The sequence below is a fragment of the Pseudomonas sp. KH_046_1 genome (genome assembly GCF_057839025.1).
This window is the reverse complement of record NZ_CM174481.1, coordinates 5,284,264-5,302,925: the sequence shown is the minus strand read 5'-3', so window position 1 is coordinate 5,302,925 and position 18,662 is coordinate 5,284,264. Positions and strand designations below refer to the sequence as shown.

Sequence of the window (18,662 nt, the reverse complement as noted above, 5' to 3'; positions counted from 1 at the left end):
GTTACTGGCGTGAATCGATCAATTTAGCTGGTGTAAATGTTGCGCCAGCGCACAAACAGTCGCCGATACCTCGTTTGCTTGCGGGTATCGTGAGTCTCGCTACGCGCTACAATGGCGACTTTTACCGATCATGAGGTGTGCGCTTTGACTGCTCCAGGTGCTTTGAATTCCGCTGCTGGCTCGCTTTATGTGGTGGCGACGCCCATCGGCAACCTGGATGACATCAGTGCGCGGGCGCTGAAGATCCTGCGTGAAGTGGCCTTGATTGCCGCGGAAGACACCCGTCATTCCCAGCGCTTGATGCAACACTTCGGCATCTCGACGCCATTGGCGGCCTGCCATGAGCACAACGAGCGGGATGAAGGTAGTCGCTTTATCACTCGTCTGCTCGCCGGTGACAACGTGGCGTTGATCTCGGATGCCGGGACGCCGCTGATTTCCGATCCGGGTTATCACCTGGTGCGGCAGGCCCGGGCAGCGGGCATCAATGTGGTGCCGGTTCCGGGTGCCTGTGCGCTGATTGCAGCGTTGTCGGCGGCGGGTCTGCCTTCCGACCGTTTCATTTTCGAAGGTTTCCTCCCGGCCAAGGCTGTGGGGCGGCGAGCACGTCTCGAACAGGTAAAGGAAGAACCTCGCACATTGATCTTCTATGAGGCCCCTCATCGCATCCTGGAATGCCTGCAAGACATGGAGCTGGTGTTCGGTCCCGAGCGCCCGGCGCTGCTTGCCCGTGAGCTGACCAAGACGTTTGAGACTCTCAAGGGGTTGCCGCTGGCTGAGCTGCGCGAGTTTGTCGAGTCGGACAGCAATCAGCAGCGCGGCGAGTGCGTGGTACTGGTGGCGGGCTGGTCCGCGCCTGAGGAGGAAGGTGCCGTCAGCAGTGAGGCGATGCGCATCCTCAACCTGTTGCTCGAAGAAATGCCGCTCAAACGTGCGGCGGCTTTGGCGGCGCAAATCACCGGTGAGCGAAAGAATGTGCTGTATCAGATTGCGCTGGATCAGCAGAAGGGCGATTAAACCCGACGCACAGGCGTGCTCAATGGCGCTTGGCGCTTGTTCTTCGGGCGCTGTGCCGGTAACCTTCGCGGCGGAGAGTCGATCGGACAGTCGCTGCCCCCTATGAAAATTAGGGGGGGGAGGAAAGTCCGGGCTCCATAGGGCGAAGTGCCAGGTAATGCCTGGGAGGCGTGAGCCTACGGAAAGTGCCACAGAAAATAACCGCCTAAGCGCTTCGGCGCCGGTAAGGGTGAAAAGGTGCGGTAAGAGCGCACCGCACGTCTGGCAACAGTTCGTGGCTAGGTAAACCCCACTTGGAGCAAGACCAAATAGGGTCCCAAGGCGTGGCCCGCGCTGGGACCGGGTAGGTTGCTAAAGATGTCCAGTGATGGCCATCGTAGACGAATGACTGTTCAAGACAGAACCCGGCTTACAGATCGACTCTCCACCTTTTTCTCTCCTCTGCTTGAATCATCAGGCAGGGGGTTGGGTGATAGCAATTTCCCTCCTTACACATTCATCCGCAGAACCTCTTTTGTAATACCAAAAAAATCTTACTCTTAATAAATTACTTTAACTTTCGAACACAGCCTTCTGTGCTGATTCAAGTTATCGGTCAGTTTCATCTGCCGGATTCTCGTTACCCCTCCGTTAATGCTCCTAAATCTCAGTTCTGTAAGGGTTTTCCTTTAATCCGCGCCTTGACGGTGTGGTGGGCGCATTCCTATAGTGTGCGTAAGTGGCGGAAAGTGGCATGAAGTGGGTTTTTTGAACTCAAAACGCTAGAATTTGGAGAGACGCTGACGTGTTTCGCGGAGCTAACGCTATCAGTCTCGATGCAAAGGGCCGTCTCGCAATGCCGAGCCGGTACCGTGACGAGCTCGATTCGCGAAGCTCCGGTCAATTGATCGTGACAATTGATGCCGTTGATCCTTGTTTGTGTGTTTACCCCCTCGATGAGTGGGAAATTATTGAAACCAAACTGCGCGCACTGCCTTCGCTTCGCGAAGAGAACCGCCGCCTGCAACGTTTACTGATTGGTAATGCCGTCGACCTCGAGCTCGATGGCAGTGGTCGTTTTCTGGTTCCGCCGCGTCTTCGTGAATATGCCAAGTTGGATAAGCGCGCGATGTTGGTAGGCCAACTGAACAAGTTCCAATTGTGGGACGAGGATGCCTGGAACGCGGTTTCTGCCGCTGACCTGGCTGCCATTCAACAACCGGGCGCTATGCCTGATGAACTGCGTGATTTGATCCTGTGACTATTGATAGCGGCTTTAACCACATCACCGTACTGCTTGACGAAGCCGTCGAGGCTCTCGCCGTACGTCCTGATGGCTGCTATCTGGACGGTACGTTCGGGCGCGGCGGACACAGCCGGTTGATCCTCAGCCAGCTCGGTCCCGATGGTCGGTTGCTCGGATTCGATAAAGATCCACAAGCGATTGCCACCGGGCAAACGCTAGCGGCCGAAGACGGCCGCTTTGTCGTTGTGCAGCGCAGCTTTGCCGAGCTCGGTTCGGAAGTCGCAGAACGCGGTCTGGCCGGCAAGGTCAGCGGCGTGCTGCTGGATCTTGGCGTGTCTTCGCCACAGCTCGACGACCCTGAGCGCGGCTTCAGCTTCCTCAACGATGGTCCGCTGGACATGCGCATGGATCCGTCCCGTGGCATCAGCGCCGCCGAATTCGTCAACACCGCGCCCGTGGAAGAAATCACCCGGGTGTTCAAGGAATACGGCGAAGAGCGTTTCTCCGGCCGCATGGCCCGCGCCGTGGCCGAGCGCCGCGACATCAAGCCATTCGAGCGCACCGGTGACTTGGCAGAAGTCCTGAAGGTCGCCAACCCTGCGTGGGAAAAGGGCAAAAACCCTGCAACCCGCGCGTTCCAGGGATTGCGTATTCACGTCAACAACGAACTGGGCGATCTGGAAACCGGCCTCGAAGCCGCGCTGGAATGCCTGGAAGTGGGCGGTCGCCTGGTGGTGATCAGCTTCCATTCGCTGGAAGACCGTATCGTCAAACTGTTCATGCGCAAGCTGGTGAAAGGCGAAGCCGACAACCTGCCGCGCAACCTGCCGGTTCGGCATGTCGCCTTCGAACCGAAAATCAAAGTCCATGGCAAAGCGCAGACGGCCTCCGACGCCGAACTCAAAGCCAACCCACGTTCCCGTAGTGCTGTCATGCGCGTGGCGGAGAAGCTGCGGTGAGCAAGCTTTTCGCCAAGCCATTGCCCGGCGGAAGCTTCTTCATGCTGCTGCTGTTTGTCGGCGTGCTCGTGTCGGCCATCGGCGTGTCCTACAGCGCGCACTGGAACCGTCAGCTGTTGAATTCGCTGTACAACGAATTGAGCGTGCGCGACAAGGCGCAGGCGGAGTGGGGCCGGTTGATTCTGGAGCAGAGCACCTGGACCGCCCACAGCCGTATCGAAGTGCTGGCCACCGAACAATTGAAAATGCACATCCCCGGTGCCGCTGACGTGAAGATGGTGGCGCCATGATGAAACTCGAAGGCGCGCTCTTTCCATGGCGGTTCCGTCTGGTGCTGGGTTTGCTCGGCATCATGGTGGCCGCGATTGCCTGGCGCATCATCGATTTGCAAGTGGTCGACCGTGCTTTCCTCAAAGGTCAGGGCGATGCCCGCAGTGTTCGTCATATTCCGATTCCGGCTCACCGTGGTCTGATCACCGACCGCAACGGCGAGCCTTTGGCCGTGAGTACTCCGGTCACCACCCTTTGGGCCAACGCCAAGGAAATGCAAACGGCCAAAGAGAAGTGGCCAGCACTGGCGGCTGCCTTGGGGCAGGACCCGAAAGCCCTGGCCGAACGTCTCGAAGCCCAGGCCAACAAAGAATTCATTTACCTGGTGCGCGGGCTGACGCCTGAGCAGGGCCAGGCTGTGCTCGACCTGAAGGTGCCGGGTGTCTATGGCATCGAGGAATTCCGGCGGTTTTATCCTGCCGGCGAAGTCACTGCCCATATGGTCGGGTTTACCGACATCGACGATCACGGTCGTGAAGGCGTCGAACTGGCCTACGACGAATGGCTGGCCGGGGTCCCTGGCAAGCGTCAGGTGATCAAGGACCGGCGCGGCCGGCTGATCAAGGATGTGCAGGTCACCAAAAACGCCAAGGCCGGCAAGCCCTTGGCGTTGTCCATTGACCTGCGCCTGCAATACTTGGCCAACCGCGAATTGCGCAACGCGATCATCGAGAACGGCGCCAAGGCCGGCAGCCTGGTGATCATGGACGTGAAGACCGGCGAGATTCTCGCGATGGTCAACCAGCCGACCTACAACCCGAACAACCGCCGCAACCTGCAGCCGGCGATGATGCGTAACCGCGCGATGATCGACGTGTTCGAGCCAGGCTCGACCATGAAGGCGATCTCGATGAGCGCCGCCATTGAAACCGGCCGTTGGAAACCGAGCGACACGGTCGAGGTGTATCCGGGCACCTTGCAGATTGGCAAGTACACCATCAAGGACGTTTCCAAGTCCGAAGGTCCGGTGCTCGACCTGACCGGCATCCTGATCAACTCCAGTAACGTCGGCATGAGCAAGGTCGCGTTCGATATCGGCGGCGAAACCATTTTCCGTCTCGCGCAGAAAGTCGGCCTCGGCCAGGACACCGGCCTGGGCTTCCCGGGCGAGCGCGTCGGCAACCTGCCGAACTACCGCGAATGGCGCAAGGCAGAAACCGCCACACTGTCCTACGGCTACGGTATCTCGGTTACCGCGATCCAGTTGGTCCACGCCTTCTCGGCCCTGGCCAACAATGGTCGTCTCGCGCCGCTGACCCTGATCAAGACCGACAAGGCGCCGCAAACCACTCAGGTATTGCCGGAAGCTGTCGCGAAAACCATGCAAACCATGCTGCAACAAGTGATCGAAGCCCCGCGCGGTGTATTCCGTGCGCAGGTGCCGGCGTATCACGTGGGCGGCAAATCGGGTACCGCGCGTAAAACGTCGGTCGGCACCAAAGGTTACGCCGAGAATTCCTATCGCTCGCTGTTCGCCGGGTTCGGCCCGATGAGCGATCCGCGCTACGCAATCGTGGTGGTAATCGACGAGCCGACCAAGGCCGGTTACTTCGGCGGCCTGGTTTCCGCGCCGGTGTTCAGTCGCGTGATGTCGGGCACCCTGCGCCTGATGAACATTACGCCGGACAACCTGCCACCTACTCAACAAGCGAACGCAACACCGGTCGTTCCGCTGAAAGCCAATGGAGGGCGAGGCTGATGTCTCTGAGCCTGAACAAGATTTTCCCTCACGCCGGCCACGATCTGCTGATTCGCGAACTCGCCCTGGACAGTCGCAATGTGCGCGCGGGTGATCTGTTCCTCGCCGTGCCAGGCGGGAAATTCGATGGACGCGCGCATATTGCCGACGCCTTGCAACGCGGCGCGGCTGCGGTGGCCTATGAAATAGAAGGCGCCACGGTCCTGCCGATCACGGAAGTGCCGCTGATTCCGGTCAAAGGCCTGGCGGCTCAACTGTCGGACATCGCCGGGCGTTTTTATGGCGAGCCGAGCCATCACCTGAACCTGGTGGGCGTAACCGGCACCAACGGCAAGACCAGCGTGACGCAATTGGTCGCCCAGGCACTGGACCTGCTCGGCCAGCACTGTGGCCTGGTCGGCACGCTCGGTTGCGGTTTCTACGGCGCACTGGAAAGCGGCCTGCATACCACACCGAATCCGATTGCCGTGCAAGCGACCCTGGCGGACCTGAAGAAGGCCGGGGCCAAAGCCGTGGCGATGGAAGTTTCTTCCCATGGCCTGGACCAGGGCCGTGTGACGGCACTGGCCTTCGATGTGGCGGTGATGACTAACCTGTCCCGCGATCACCTGGATTACCACGGCACCATGCAGGCTTACGGCGAAGCCAAGTCCAGGCTGTTTGCCTGGAATGATTTGAAATGCCGCGTGGTCAATCTCGACGACAAGTTTGGTCGGCAACTGGCCGCCGACAAGTGCGAGTCGCGGTTGATCACCTATAGCCTGGAAGATTCCAGCGCCTACCTGTATTGCCGCCAGGCGCAATTCGACGACGAAGGCGTGCGCGCCACGCTGGTCACGCCACAGGGCGAGCACCTCTTGCGCAGCACCTTGCTCGGTCGCTTCAACCTGAGCAATGTCCTGGCGGCGGTCGGTGCGTTGCTCGGTCTGGATTATGCCCTGGACGAAATCCTCAAGGTGCTGCCGAAGCTTGAAGGCCCTGCCGGTCGCATGCAGCGTCTGGGCGGTGGCTCGCAGCCGCTGGTGGTGGTCGATTACGCCCACACCCCGGATGCCCTGGAAAAAGTACTGCTGGCCCTGCGTCCACACGCCAAGGGCCGGTTGCTGTGCCTGTTCGGCTGTGGCGGCGACCGCGATCGCGGCAAGCGTCCGTTGATGGCTGAAGTGGTCGAGCGCTTGGCTGATGGTGTTCTGGTTACAGACGACAATCCGCGTACTGAAGACCCTGCAGTGATTTTCGATGACATCCGCGCCGGTTTCACGGCTGTGGATAAAGTGGAGTTCGTTGCCGGTCGTGGTCAGGCGATTGCCCGGCTGATCGCCAGTGCCTCGGTGGATGACGTGATTGTCCTGGCCGGTAAAGGTCACGAGGACTATCAGGAAATCAACGGCGAGCGTCATGCCTTTTCCGATCTGGTCGAGGCCGTTCATGCCTTGACCGCGTGGGAGGTGGCCCATGCTTAAGGCCTTGAACCTGAGTGAGCTGACCGGCGCGTTGAATGCTCGCCTGGTGTCCGCCGATGCCAGTTTCGACGGTGTCAGCATCGATAGCCGCGCAATCAAGCCCGGTCAACTGTTTATCGCGTTGGCCGGTCCGCGCTTCGATGGTCATGATTATCTGAATGAAGTCGCCGCCAAGGGCGCCGTGGCCGCGCTGGTCGAGCGTGAAGTCGCCGACAGCACGCTGCCGCAACTGTTGGTCAGCGACACCCGTCAGGCGTTGGGGCAGCTCGGTGCGTTGAACCGCGCCGCGTTCACCCAACCCGTTGCAGCCATTACCGGTTCCAGCGGCAAGACCACGGTCAAGGAAATGCTTGCGAGCATCCTGCGCACGCGCGGTGCAGTGCTGGCGACCCGTGGCAACCTGAATAATGACCTCGGCGTTCCGCTGACCCTGCTCGAACTGGCGCCGGAACATACCGCTGCGGTGATCGAGCTGGGTGCCTCGCGCCTGGGCGAAATTGCCTACACCGTGAGCATGACCAAACCCCATGTGGCCATTCTCAATAACGCCGGGACCGCCCACGTCGGTGAGTTCGGCGGTCCGGACAAAATCGTCGAAGCCAAGGGCGAGATCATCGAAGGGCTGGATGCCGATGGCGTCGCCGTTCTGAATCTCGACGACAAGGCATTCGGTATCTGGAAGGCACGCGCCGGTGATCGCAAAGTGCTGACGTTTGCGTTGAGCAACGCCAGCGCCGATTTCTACGCCAGTGACCTGGCTACCGATGCTCGCGGCTGCCCGGCGTTCAACCTGCACAGCCCTGAAGGCTCGGAGCGCGTTCAACTGAACCTGCTCGGCACCCACAACGTCGCCAATGCCATGGCCGCCGCCGCTGCCGCCCATGCCCTGGGTGTGTCGCTGCTCGGTATTGCCGCCGGCCTTGGCGCGGTGCAACCCGTCAAGGGTCGCACCGTTGCGCAATTGGCCAGCAATGGCATACGCGTGATCGATGACACTTACAACGCCAATCCCACCTCCATGTGCGCTGCCGTTGATATACTGGCCGGCTTTTCCGGTCGCACCGTCCTGGTGCTCGGGGATATCGGCGAGTTGGGCGAATGGGCGGAGCAGGGGCACCGCGACGTGGGCGAGTACGCCCGTGGCAAGGTTTCTGCGCTGTACGCCGTCGGGCCAATGATGGCTCACGCCGTGAACGCATTCGGTCCACAGGCTTTTCACTTCAGCACGCAGGCTGAGCTGATCAAGGCCCTGGGCGCCGAGCAAGACACAAACACCACCATTTTGATCAAGGGGTCGCGCAGCGCTGCGATGGAAAACGTCGTCGCCGCCTTGTGCGGGTCCAGTCTGGAGAAACATTAATGCTGCTGCTGCTAGCGGAGTATCTGCAACAGTTCTACAAAGGCTTCGCGGTCTTCCAGTACCTGACCCTGCGCGGGATTCTCGGTGTACTGACCGCGCTGGTCTTGTCGCTGTGCTATGGCCCGTGGATGATCCGCACCCTGCAGAACCGTCAGATCGGTCAATCCGTTCGCAATGACGGCCCGCAGTCGCACCTGTCCAAGTCGGGTACACCGACCATGGGTGGCGCGCTGATTCTGTCGTCCATCGGTGTCAGCACCCTGTTGTGGGCTGACCTGAGCAACCGTTACGTCTGGGTCGTGTTGCTGGTGACCCTGCTGTTCGGCGCCATCGGCTGGGTCGACGACTACCGCAAGGTCATCGAGAAAAACTCCCGCGGGTTACCAAGCCGCTGGAAGTATTTCTGGCAATCGGTATTCGGCCTGGGCGCGGCGATCTTTCTGTATGTGACCGCCGCCACGCCGGTGGAAACCACGCTGATCCTGCCAATGCTCAAGGACTACAGCATTCCATTGGGCGCCGGCTTCATCGTCCTGACCTATTTCGTGATCGTCGGTTCGAGCAACGCGGTCAACCTGACCGACGGCCTCGACGGCCTGGCGATCATGCCGACCGTGATGGTCGGCGGTGGCCTGGGGATTTTCTGCTACCTGTCGGGTAACGTGAAGTTCGCCGAATACCTGCTGATTCCTTATGTGCCGGGCGCGGGCGAATTGATCGTGTTCTGCGGCGCGTTGATCGGTGCCGGCCTGGGCTTCCTCTGGTTCAACACCTATCCGGCACAAGTCTTCATGGGTGACGTCGGCGCACTGGCGCTGGGCGCGGCCTTGGGCACCATCGCGGTGATTGTCCGTCAGGAAATCGTTCTGTTCATCATGGGCGGCGTGTTCGTGATGGAAACCCTGTCCGTCGTCATTCAGGTCGCCTCTTTTAAACTGACCGGTCGCCGCGTGTTCCGCATGGCACCGATTCACCACCACTTTGAACTCAAGGGCTGGCCCGAGCCGCGCGTGATCGTCCGTTTCTGGATCATCACCGTGATTCTCGTGCTGGTCGGCCTTGCCACCCTGAAGCTGAGGTAGAAACTCGTGTCTCTGATCGCTTCTGACCACTTCCGCATCGTTGTCGGCCTCGGCAAGAGCGGCATGTCCCTGGTTCGCTTCCTGGCGAACCGGGGCGTGGCGTTTGCCGTGGCCGATACGCGGGAAAATCCACCGGAACTGGCCACGCTCAAGCGTGACTATCCGCACGTGGAAGTGCGTTGTGGCGAGCTCGACGTCGAATTCCTGTGCCGTGCCGACGAGCTCTACGTGAGCCCCGGCCTGGCGCTGGCGACCCCGGCCCTGCAGGCCGCTGCCACCCGTGGCGTGAAATTGTCCGGTGACATCGAGCTGTTCGCGCGTAACGCGAAGGCGCCGATCGTGGCCATCAGCGGTTCCAACGCGAAAAGTACCGTCACCACGCTGGTCGGCGAGATGGCGGCTGCGGCCGGCAAGCGTGTTGCCGTCGGTGGCAATCTCGGTACCCCGGCGTTGGACTTGCTCAGCGACGACATCGAGCTGTACGTGATGGAGTTGTCGAGTTTCCAGCTGGAAACCACCGATCAGCTCAACGCCGAAGTGGCGACCGTGCTCAACGTCAGCGAAGACCACATGGACCGTTACAGCGGTCTGCCGGCCTATCACCTGGCCAAGCACCGGATCTTCCGTGGCGCCAGGCAGTTCGTGGTCAATCGCCAGGACGCCCTGAGTCGTCCGTTGATGGGTGAAGGGCAGCCATGCTGGACTTTCGGCCTGAGCAAACCCGATTTCAAGGCGTTTGGTATCCGTGAAGAAGACGGCGAGAAATACCTGGCCTTCGAATTCCAGAACCTGATGCCGGTGCGCGAATTGAAGATTCGCGGCGCCCATAACCAGTCCAACGCCCTGGCGGCCCTGGCCCTGGGCCATGCGGTTGGCCTGCCGTTCGATGCCATGCTGTCGAGCCTGCGCACCTTTGCCGGTCTCGAGCATCGTTGCCAATGGGTTCGTGACCTCGACGGCGTGGGCTACTACAACGATTCCAAAGCCACCAACGTCGGCGCCGCACTGGCGGCCATCGAAGGTTTGGGCGCAGACATCGACGGCAAAGTCGTGCTGATCGCCGGTGGCGACGGCAAGGGTGCCGAGTTCAAGGACCTGCGCGATCCGGTGGCGGCCAATTGCCGCGCGGTGGTGCTGATGGGCCGTGACTCCGACAAGATCGGCGAGGCCATCGGCGATGCCGTACCGCTGATCCGCGCCGGCTCCCTGGTCGAAGCCGTCGAGCAATGCCGTGCCGCAGCCCAACCGGGCGACGTAGTGCTGCTGTCGCCAGCCTGCGCCAGTTTCGACATGTTCAAGAACTACGAAGACCGTGGTCACCAGTTCGTCCAAGCCGTGGAGGATCTGGCATGAGCCTCAAAGGCATCATCAAGCCGTATCCATCGCCGCTCATCACTGGGCGCGGTATCGACCTCGACTTTCCGATGCTCGCCGGTTGCCTGACGCTGCTCGGCCTGGGGCTGATCATGATCGCCTCGGCATCGACCGAAGTGGCGGCCGTGCAGTCGGGCAGCGCCCTGTATTACATGATTCGCCACCTGATTTATGCGGTGCTGGGCCTGGGGGCCTGCATCGTCACCATGATGATCCCGATTGCCACCTGGCAACGCCTGGGCTGGCTGATGCTGCTGGGTGCGTTCGGCTTGCTGGTGATGGTGATCATTCCGGGGATCGGCCGGGAGGTTAACGGCTCGATGCGCTGGATCGGCTTCAGTTTCTTCAACGTCCAGCCTTCCGAGATCGCCAAGGTGTTCGTGGTGATCTACCTCGCCGGTTATCTGGTGCGTCGCCAGAAAGAAGTGCGTGAAAGCTGGATGGGCTTCTTCAAGCCGTTCATCGTGCTGCTGCCGATGGCGGGCCTGCTGCTGATGGAGCCGGACTTCGGTGCCACCGTCGTGATGATGGGGGCGGCGGCGGCGATGCTGTTCCTTGGCGGCGTCGGGCTGTTCCGTTTTTCCCTGATGGTGGTCCTGGCCGTCGGCGCGGTGGTGCTGTTGATTCAAATGCAGCCGTATCGAATGGCGCGTCTGACCAACTTTGCCGACCCGTGGGCCGACCAGTTCGGCGCCGGCTATCAGTTGTCCCAGGCATTGATCGCCTTCGGTCGCGGCGAGTGGCTGGGCGTTGGCCTGGGCAATAGCGTGCAGAAACAGTTCTACCTGCCGGAAGCCCACACTGACTTCGTGTTCTCGGTCCTGGCCGAAGAGCTGGGTGCCGTGGGTTCGTTGTGCACCGTGGCACTGTTCGTCTTTGTGTGTATTCGCGGCATGTACATCGGTTTGTGGGCTGAAAAGGCCAAGCAGTTTTTTGCAGCTTACGTGGCATACGGTCTGTCGTTCCTGTGGATTGGTCAATTCCTGATCAACATCGGCGTGAACGTCGGCCTGCTGCCGACCAAGGGTCTGACCCTGCCGTTCCTCAGTTATGGCGGCAGTTCGTTGGTGATCTGCTGTGCCTGTCTCGGCTTGTTGTTGCGTATCGAGTGGGAAAGTCGAACCCACCTGGGCAGTGAAGAGATGGAGTTCCATGAGAGCGACTTCGCCGAGGAGACGAACCATGGGCGCTAACGTCATGATCATGGCCGGCGGCACCGGTGGTCACGTGTTCCCGGCGCTGGCCTGTGCCCGCGAATTCCAGGCGCGCGGCTATACCGTGCACTGGCTCGGCACCCCGCGTGGGATCGAGAACGATCTGGTGCCGGCGGCAGGTATCGAGTTGCATCGGATCCACGCCAGCGGTCTGCGCGGCAAGGGCAAATTGTCCCTGCTCAAGGCACCGTTCATGTTGTTCAAGTCGGTCTGGCAGGCGCGGGCGATCATTCGCCGTCTGCAGCCGGTCTGCGTCGTCGGATTTGGTGGTTTTGTGACCGGTCCTGGCGGTGTCGCGGCCAAACTGGCCGGCGTGCCGGTGATCGTTCACGAGCAGAACGCCGTGGCCGGTACCGCCAATCGGTTGCTGGTGCCGTTGGCCGCCCGAGTCTGTGAAGCGTTCCCCGACACCTTTACCCTGTCGGACAGCCGCCGGACCACCGGTAATCCGGTGCGCACCGAGCTGTTCCTCGAGACATCGCGACCTGCCCTGGCCGGTCGCAAGGCGCGTTTGCTGATCCTGGGCGGAAGCCTGGGCGCAGAGCCGTTGAACAAGTTGCTGCCTGAAGCCCTGTCGCAAGTCGCTGGCGATCTGCGTCCGGAAGTGTTCCATCAGGCCGGCAAAAACCACGATGAAGTGACTGCAGAGCGCTATCGCGCGGCTGGCGTCGAGGCGCAGGTGCAGCCCTTCATCAAAGACATGGCCCAAGCCTACAGCTGGGCCGACCTGGTGGTGTGCCGCGCAGGCGCGCTGACCATCAGTGAACTGGCCGCTGCCGGTCTGCCCTCGATGCTGGTGCCTTTGCCTCACGCCATCGACGATCACCAGACCCGCAACGCCGAATATTTGGCCCGTGAAGGCGCAGCCTTCCTGATGCCACAAAGAACGACTGGCGCAGCGGATCTTGCCGCTCGCCTGACAGAGGTCCTGATGCAACCACAACGACTCAACGAAATGGCTACTGCAGCACGCCGCCTGGCCAAACCCGATGCCACCCGTAACGTGGTCGATAGCTGCCTGGAGGTGGCCCATGGTTGAGAATCAGAAAGCCATGCCGCAACCGGAAATGCGCCGCATCCGCCGCATCCACTTCGTCGGTATCGGCGGTGTGGGCATGTGCGGGATTGCTGAAGTGTTGTTGAACCTGGGCTATGAAGTGTCCGGTTCCGACCTGAAGGCTTCGCCGGTGACCGAGCGTCTGGAGTCCTTCGGGGCGCAGATCTTCATCGGCCACCGCGCCGAGAACGCCGCCGCTGCCGATGTGCTGGTGGTGTCGAGCGCCGTGAACACGTCCAACCCGGAAGTCGCCACCGCACTGGAACGCCGTATACCGGTGGTGCCGCGTGCAGAGATGCTGGCTGAGCTGATGCGTTATCGCCACGGCATCGCCGTTGCCGGTACCCACGGCAAAACCACCACCACCAGCCTGATCGCTTCGGTGTTCGCCGCCGGTGGCCTGGACCCGACATTCGTCATTGGTGGACGCCTGAATGCCGCGGGCACCAATGCCCAGCTTGGCACCAGCCGCTACCTGATCGCCGAAGCCGACGAAAGCGACGCCAGCTTCCTGCACTTGCAGCCGCTGGTGGCCGTGGTCACCAACATCGACGCCGATCACATGGCGACCTACGACGGTGACTTCAACAAGTTGAAGAAAACCTTCGTCGAGTTCCTCCACAACCTGCCGTTCTACGGTCTGGCGGTGGTGTGCCTGGACGATCCGGTGGTGCGTGAAATCCTCCCGCAGGTCAAACGCCCGACGGTCACCTATGGCTTCGGCGAAGACTGCGACGTGCGTGCCATCAACGTGCGCCAGCAAGGCATGCAGACCTTCTTCACCGTGCTGCGCCCTGACCGTGAGCCGCTGGATGTTTCGGTGAACATGCCGGGCAACCACAACGTATTGAACGCACTGGCGACCATCTGCATCGCCACCGACGAAGGCGTCAGCGATGAAGCCATCGTCCAGGGTCTGTCCGGGTTCCAGGGTGTCGGCCGACGTTTCCAGGTCTACGGCGAACTGCCGGTGGACGGCGGCAATGTGATGCTGGTCGATGACTACGGTCACCACCCGACGGAAGTCGCGGCCGTGATCAAGGCCGTACGCGGCGGCTGGCCGGAGCGCCGCCTGGTGATGGTCTACCAGCCGCACCGTTACAGCCGTACCCGTGACCTGTACGACGATTTCGTCAATGTGCTGGCCGACGCCAACGTACTGCTGCTGATGGAAGTCTATCCTGCCGGCGAAGAGCCGATTCCGGGCGCCGACAGCCGCAAGCTGTGCAACAGCATCCGTCAGCGTGGCCAGCTCGACCCGATCTACATCGAGCGTGGTGTCGACCTCGCGCCAGTGGTCAAGCCGCTGCTGCGCGCCGGCGACATCCTGCTGTGCCAGGGCGCCGGCGATATTGGCGGTCTCGCACCAAAATTGTTGAAAAGTGAGTTGTTCGCCGGTGCCGTTGCCGCGCCGGAGAAGGGGAAGTTGAAATGACTGCTGCCTACGCCAACCTGGTCTCCACGATCGCGCCGAAAGACTTCGGCCGCGTCGCCGTGCTGTTCGGCGGCAAGAGTGCCGAACGTGAGGTCTCCCTGAAGTCGGGTAACGCCGTTCTGGACGCACTGCAAAGCGCCGGTGTGGACGCGTTCGGCCTCGACGTGGGCGATGACCTGCTGCAGCGACTGCTCAACGAAAAGATCGACCGCGCCTTCATCATCCTCCACGGCCGTGGCGGTGAAGACGGCAGCATGCAGGGCCTGCTCGAATGCCTGGGCATTCCGTACACCGGCAGCGGCATCCTGGCTTCGGCCCTGGCCATGGACAAACTGCGCACCAAGCAGGTCTGGCACAGCCTGGGCATTCCGACCCCACGTCACGCGGTACTGAGCAGCGAGGCCGATTGTATTTTGGCGGCGACGGAACTGGGCTTCCCTTTGATCGTCAAACCGGCCCATGAAGGTTCAAGTATCGGTATGGCCAAAGTGAGTTCCGCGTCCGAATTGATCGACGCATGGAAAGCGGCCAGTACCTACGATTCGCAAGTGCTGGTCGAGCAATGGATTCACGGTCCGGAGTTCACCATCGCCACCCTGCGTGACCAGGTGTTGCCACCGATTGCCCTGGGCACGACGCACAGCTTCTACGACTACGACGCCAAGTACATCGCCAACGATACCCAGTACCGCATTCCGTGCGGTCTGGACAGCGCCAAGGAAAAGGAACTCATGGACCTCACGGCGAAAGCCTGTGAAGCGCTGGGTATCGCCGGTTGGGGCAGGGCAGACGTGATGCAGGACGCCGACGGGCAGTTCTGGTTCCTGGAAGTCAACACAGCACCGGGCATGACCGATCACAGCCTGGTGCCGATGGCGGCCCGTGCCGCCGGTCTGGACTTCCAGCAACTGGTTCTGGCCATTCTGGCCCAGAGCGTTGCCGGCAATGCTGCCGGTAACCAAGAGTCGACGAGAGGTTAAGGCCATGCAAGGCGCTCAGCTCAGACATCAGCCCACCGCACCGACCGGCCGCAAGCCGGTACCGCGGGGTGCCAGCCGAATGGTGGCCAAAGAGCCGATGTCCGCGCGCCTGCCGAAAGCCAATTTCGGCTTTCTGAAAAGCCTGTTCTGGCCGGTAGTGCTGGTGGCTTTGGGGTTCGGTACTTACGAGGGCGCGACACGGCTGTTGCCGTATGCCGACCGGCCGATCACCAAAATCAACGTGCAGGGCGACTTGAGTTACATCAGCCAGCAAGCAGTGCAGCAGCGGATCGCCCCGTACGTGGCGTCGAGCTTCTTCACCATCGACCTGGCGAGCATGCGCACCGAGCTGGAAACGATGCCATGGATTGCCCACGCCGAAGTGCGCCGGGTGTGGCCGGATCAAGTGGTGATCCGCCTGGAAGAACAACTGCCGGTGGCCCGTTGGGGCGACGAGTCGCTGTTGAACAATCAGGGTCAGGCCTTCACCCCGCGCGAGCTGGCGAACTACGAACACTTGCCTCAGCTGTTCGGCCCGCAGCGGGCTCAACAGCAAGTGATGCAGCAATACCAGGTGCTGAGCCAGATGCTCAGGCCGCTGGGCTTCTCGATAGCTCGCCTGGAACTGCGTGATCGCGGCAGCTGGTTCCTGACCACCGGCCCCGGCAGCGCGGGTCCCGGGATCGAACTGCTGCTGGGACGCGGCAACCAGGTGGAAAAGATGCGCCGTTTCATCGCCATCTATGACAAGACGCTCAAAGAACAGATTACGAACATTGCGCGCATCGATCTGCGCTACGCCAACGGCCTCGCTGTTGGCTGGCGGGAACCTGTAGCGCCCACGGCAGCCCAACCCGCTGTCGCGAAGAATTAAGAAGAGGCAGGACCCATGGCAAACGTGCAAAGCGGCAAAATGATCGTCGGTCTCGATATCGGCACCTCCAAGGTGGTGGCGCTGGTGGGCGAGGTCGCGGACGACGGCACGCTGGAAATCGTCGGGATCGGTACCCATCCGTCCCGTGGCCTGAAAAAAGGCGTGGTGGTGAACATTGAATCCACCGTGCAATCGATCCAGCGCGCCATCGAAGAAGCGCAGCTGATGGCTGGTTGCCGCATTCACTCGGCGTTCGTCGGCGTAGCCGGCAATCACATCCGCAGCCTGAACTCCCACGGCATCGTGGCGATTCGTGATCGCGAAGTCAGCTCGGCGGACCTCGAGCGCGTTCTCGACGCTGCCCAGGCCGTAGCGATCCCGGCTGACCAGCGTGTGCTGCACACCCTGCCGCAGGATTACGTGATTGATAACCAGGAAGGCGTCCGCGAGCCGCTGGGCATGTCCGGCGTGCGTCTGGAAGCCAAGGTCCACGTGGTCACCTGCGCCGTCAACGCTGCACAGAACATTGAAAAATGCGTGCGCCGCTGCGGTCTGGAAATCGACGACATCATTCTCGAGCAACTGGCTTCCGCGTACTCGGTACTGACCGATGACGAGAAAGAGCTGGGCGTGTGCCTGGTGGACATCGGCGGCGGCACCACCGACATCGCGATCTTCACCGAAGGCGCGATCCGTCACACCGCGGTGATCCCGATTGCCGGTGACCAGGTGACCAACGACATCGCCATGGCCTTGCGCACTCCGACCCAGTACGCCGAAGAAATCAAGATTCGCTACGCCTGCGCCCTGGCCAAACTGGCCGGTGCCGGTGAAACCATCAAGGTGCCAAGCGTCGGCGACCGTCCGCCGCGCGAACTGTCCCGCCAGGCCCTGGCCGAAGTGGTCGAGCCGCGCTACGACGAACTGTTCACGCTGATCCAGGCCGAACTGCGCCGCAGCGGCTACGAAGACCTGATCCCGGCCGGCATCGTGCTGACCGGCGGTACCGCGAAGATGGAAGGCGCCACTGAACTGGCCGAGGAAATCTTCCACATGCCGGTCCGCCTGGGCGTGCCTCACGGCGTGAAAGGTCTGGATGACGTGGTGCGCAACCCGATCTATTCCACCGGCGTCGGCCTGTTGATGTACGGCCTGCAGAAGCAGTCCGACGGCATCTCGTTCTCGGGCATCGGCAGCCGCGACAGCTACAGCAACGAAGAGCCACAGGCTCCGTTGCTGGACCGACTGAAGAAGTGGGTCCAGGGCAATTTCTAAAGCTTTACCGTAATACCGTTTCACCGAAGCACGCAGTAGGCGAAAAAACTAGAGAATGTAAGGAGAGGGAAAATGTTCGAACTCGTAGACAACATCCCCGCAAGCCCGGTAATCAAAGTTATCGGTGTCGGCGGTGGCGGCGGCAACGCTGTCAACCACATGGTCAAGAGCAACATTGAAGGCGTTGAGTTCATCTGCGCCAACACTGATGCCCAGGCGCTGAAATCCATCGGCGCGCGGACCATCCTGCAACTGGGTACCGGTGTGACCAAGGGCCTGGGCGCTGGCGCCAACCCTGAAGTAGGTCGTCAGGCTGCTCTGGAAGACCGTGAGCGCATTGCCGAAGTCCTGCAGGGCACCAACATGGTGTTCATCACCACTGGCATGGGTGGCGGTACCGGTACCGGTGCTGCGCCGATCATCGCCGAAGTGGCCAAGGAAATGGGCATCCTGACCGTTGCGGTCGTGACTCGTCCGTTCCCGTTCGAAGGCCGCAAGCGCATGCAGATCGCCGACGAAGGCATCCGTCTGCTGTCTGAAAGCGTCGACTCGTTGATCACCATTCCCAACGAGAAGCTGCTGACCATCCTCGGTAAAGACGCAAGCCTGCTGTCGGCTTTCGCCAAGGCCGACGATGTACTGGCCGGTGCCGTTCGCGGTATCTCCGACATCATCAAGCGTCCGGGCATGATCAACGTCGACTTCGCTGACGTGCGTACCGTGATGAGCGAAATGGGCATGGCGATGATGGGCACTGGCTGCGCCAGCGGTCCGAACCGTGCACGTGAAGCGACCGAAGCGGCCATCCGCAACCCGCTGCTCGAAGACGTGAACCTGCAAGGCGCACGCGGCATCCTGGTGAACATCACTGCCGGTCCTGACCTGTCTCTGGGTGAGTACTCCGACGTGGGTAGCATCATTGAAGCCTTCGCTTCCGAGCACGCGATGGTCAAGGTCGGTACCGTTATCGATCCGGACATGCGCGACGAGCTGCACGTGACTGTCGTTGCCACAGGTTTAGGCGCTAAAATCGAAAAGCCTGTGAAGATCATCGACAACACCGTTCACACTTCGATGTCTGCACAGCCACAACAACAGGCCCCTGTTCGTCAGGAAGCTCCAGCGGTGAACTACCGTGACCTGGACCGTCCGACCGTCATGCGCAACCAGGCCCAGGCCGGTGCTGCGACTGCCGCGAAGATGAATCCGCAAGATGACCTGGACTACCTGGACATCCCGGCTTTCCTGCGTCGTCAGGCCGATTGATGGAATGTATCAGGGCTATGAAGGTGATTGGTGTTCAGCAAAGGCTCGGTCT

The 18,662-nt window shown here is 61.1% G+C and carries 16 protein-coding genes and 1 other RNA gene; all 17 read left to right on the top strand.

Annotated elements, in window-relative coordinates; translation table 11 throughout:
- Nucleotides 1-111 precede the first annotated feature (111 nt).
- The 17 genes from rsmI to ftsZ all read left to right on the top strand — a co-directional run bounded on the left by rsmI (nucleotide 112) and on the right by ftsZ (nucleotide 18,610).
- A complete protein-coding gene (gene rsmI, locus AC3IT9_RS24215) occupies nucleotides 112-1,017 on the top strand; it encodes a 16S rRNA (cytidine(1402)-2'-O)-methyltransferase (protein ID WP_489271196.1) in 906 nt (301 codons plus the stop codon).
- Between the two features lie 74 nt (nucleotides 1,018-1,091).
- Nucleotides 1,092-1,445, top strand: an RNA gene (gene rnpB / locus AC3IT9_RS24210) — RNase P RNA component class A.
- A gap of 356 nt (nucleotides 1,446-1,801) precedes the next feature.
- Complete coding sequence (gene mraZ / locus AC3IT9_RS24205) at nucleotides 1,802-2,257, top strand: division/cell wall cluster transcriptional repressor MraZ (protein WP_007917012.1); 456 nt, start codon at nucleotides 1,802-1,804, stop codon at nucleotides 2,255-2,257.
- On the top strand, nucleotides 2,254-3,201 hold the full coding sequence (gene rsmH / locus AC3IT9_RS24200; RefSeq protein ID WP_489271194.1) for a 16S rRNA (cytosine(1402)-N(4))-methyltransferase RsmH: 948 nt from the start codon (nucleotides 2,254-2,256) through the stop codon (nucleotides 3,199-3,201). Before mraZ ends, rsmH begins: the two co-directional genes overlap by 4 nt.
- On the top strand, nucleotides 3,198-3,491 hold the full coding sequence (ftsL, locus tag AC3IT9_RS24195; protein ID WP_007998257.1) for a cell division protein FtsL: 294 nt from the start codon (nucleotides 3,198-3,200) through the stop codon (nucleotides 3,489-3,491). The genes rsmH and ftsL overlap by 4 nt, the downstream gene beginning before the upstream one ends.
- A complete protein-coding gene (locus tag AC3IT9_RS24190) occupies nucleotides 3,491-5,230 on the top strand; it encodes a peptidoglycan D,D-transpeptidase FtsI family protein (protein WP_191624979.1) in 1,740 nt (579 codons plus the stop codon). The genes ftsL and AC3IT9_RS24190 overlap by 1 nt, the downstream gene beginning before the upstream one ends.
- Nucleotides 5,230-6,693 (top strand): UDP-N-acetylmuramoyl-L-alanyl-D-glutamate--2,6-diaminopimelate ligase, encoded by a 1,464-nt coding sequence (locus AC3IT9_RS24185; protein WP_489271192.1) that lies wholly within the window; start codon nucleotides 5,230-5,232, stop codon nucleotides 6,691-6,693. Before AC3IT9_RS24190 ends, AC3IT9_RS24185 begins: the two co-directional genes overlap by 1 nt.
- Nucleotides 6,686-8,053, top strand: a complete 1,368-nt coding sequence (locus AC3IT9_RS24180) for a UDP-N-acetylmuramoyl-tripeptide--D-alanyl-D-alanine ligase (protein ID WP_489271191.1) — start codon at nucleotides 6,686-6,688, stop codon at nucleotides 8,051-8,053. Before AC3IT9_RS24185 ends, AC3IT9_RS24180 begins: the two co-directional genes overlap by 8 nt.
- A complete protein-coding gene (gene mraY, locus AC3IT9_RS24175; RefSeq protein WP_108214916.1) occupies nucleotides 8,053-9,135 on the top strand; it encodes a phospho-N-acetylmuramoyl-pentapeptide-transferase in 1,083 nt (360 codons plus the stop codon). Before AC3IT9_RS24180 ends, mraY begins: the two co-directional genes overlap by 1 nt.
- 6 nt (nucleotides 9,136-9,141) lie before the next feature.
- Entirely contained in the window at nucleotides 9,142-10,488 is a 1,347-nt protein-coding gene (gene murD, locus AC3IT9_RS24170; RefSeq protein WP_489271189.1) for a UDP-N-acetylmuramoyl-L-alanine--D-glutamate ligase, read from the top strand.
- Nucleotides 10,485-11,702, top strand: a complete 1,218-nt coding sequence (gene ftsW, locus AC3IT9_RS24165; protein WP_150756198.1) for a putative lipid II flippase FtsW — start codon at nucleotides 10,485-10,487, stop codon at nucleotides 11,700-11,702. Before murD ends, ftsW begins: the two co-directional genes overlap by 4 nt.
- Nucleotides 11,692-12,762 carry an undecaprenyldiphospho-muramoylpentapeptide beta-N-acetylglucosaminyltransferase gene (murG, locus tag AC3IT9_RS24160; protein ID WP_150756197.1) on the top strand — a complete coding sequence of 357 codons (1,071 nt, stop codon included), beginning with the start codon at nucleotides 11,692-11,694 and terminating at the stop codon, nucleotides 12,760-12,762. The genes ftsW and murG overlap by 11 nt, the downstream gene beginning before the upstream one ends.
- Entirely contained in the window at nucleotides 12,755-14,215 is a 1,461-nt protein-coding gene (murC, locus tag AC3IT9_RS24155; RefSeq protein WP_150727953.1) for a UDP-N-acetylmuramate--L-alanine ligase, read from the top strand. Before murG ends, murC begins: the two co-directional genes overlap by 8 nt.
- Nucleotides 14,212-15,195, top strand: coding sequence for a D-alanine--D-alanine ligase (locus tag AC3IT9_RS24150; protein WP_489271188.1), 984 nt, complete (start codon nucleotides 14,212-14,214; stop codon nucleotides 15,193-15,195). Before murC ends, AC3IT9_RS24150 begins: the two co-directional genes overlap by 4 nt.
- A gap of 4 nt (nucleotides 15,196-15,199) precedes the next feature.
- Complete coding sequence (locus AC3IT9_RS24145) at nucleotides 15,200-16,069, top strand: cell division protein FtsQ/DivIB (RefSeq protein ID WP_150727951.1); 870 nt, start codon at nucleotides 15,200-15,202, stop codon at nucleotides 16,067-16,069.
- Between the two features lie 15 nt (nucleotides 16,070-16,084).
- Nucleotides 16,085-17,344 (top strand): cell division protein FtsA, encoded by a 1,260-nt coding sequence (gene ftsA, locus AC3IT9_RS24140; RefSeq protein WP_007972611.1) that lies wholly within the window; start codon nucleotides 16,085-16,087, stop codon nucleotides 17,342-17,344.
- A 72-nt stretch (nucleotides 17,345-17,416) separates the two neighbouring features.
- The gene (ftsZ, locus tag AC3IT9_RS24135) at nucleotides 17,417-18,610 is read left to right on the top strand and encodes a cell division protein FtsZ (protein ID WP_150727950.1); all 1,194 of its coding nucleotides are present in this window, start codon (nucleotides 17,417-17,419) and stop codon (nucleotides 18,608-18,610) included.
- The last annotated feature ends 52 nt before the right edge of the window (nucleotides 18,611-18,662 follow it).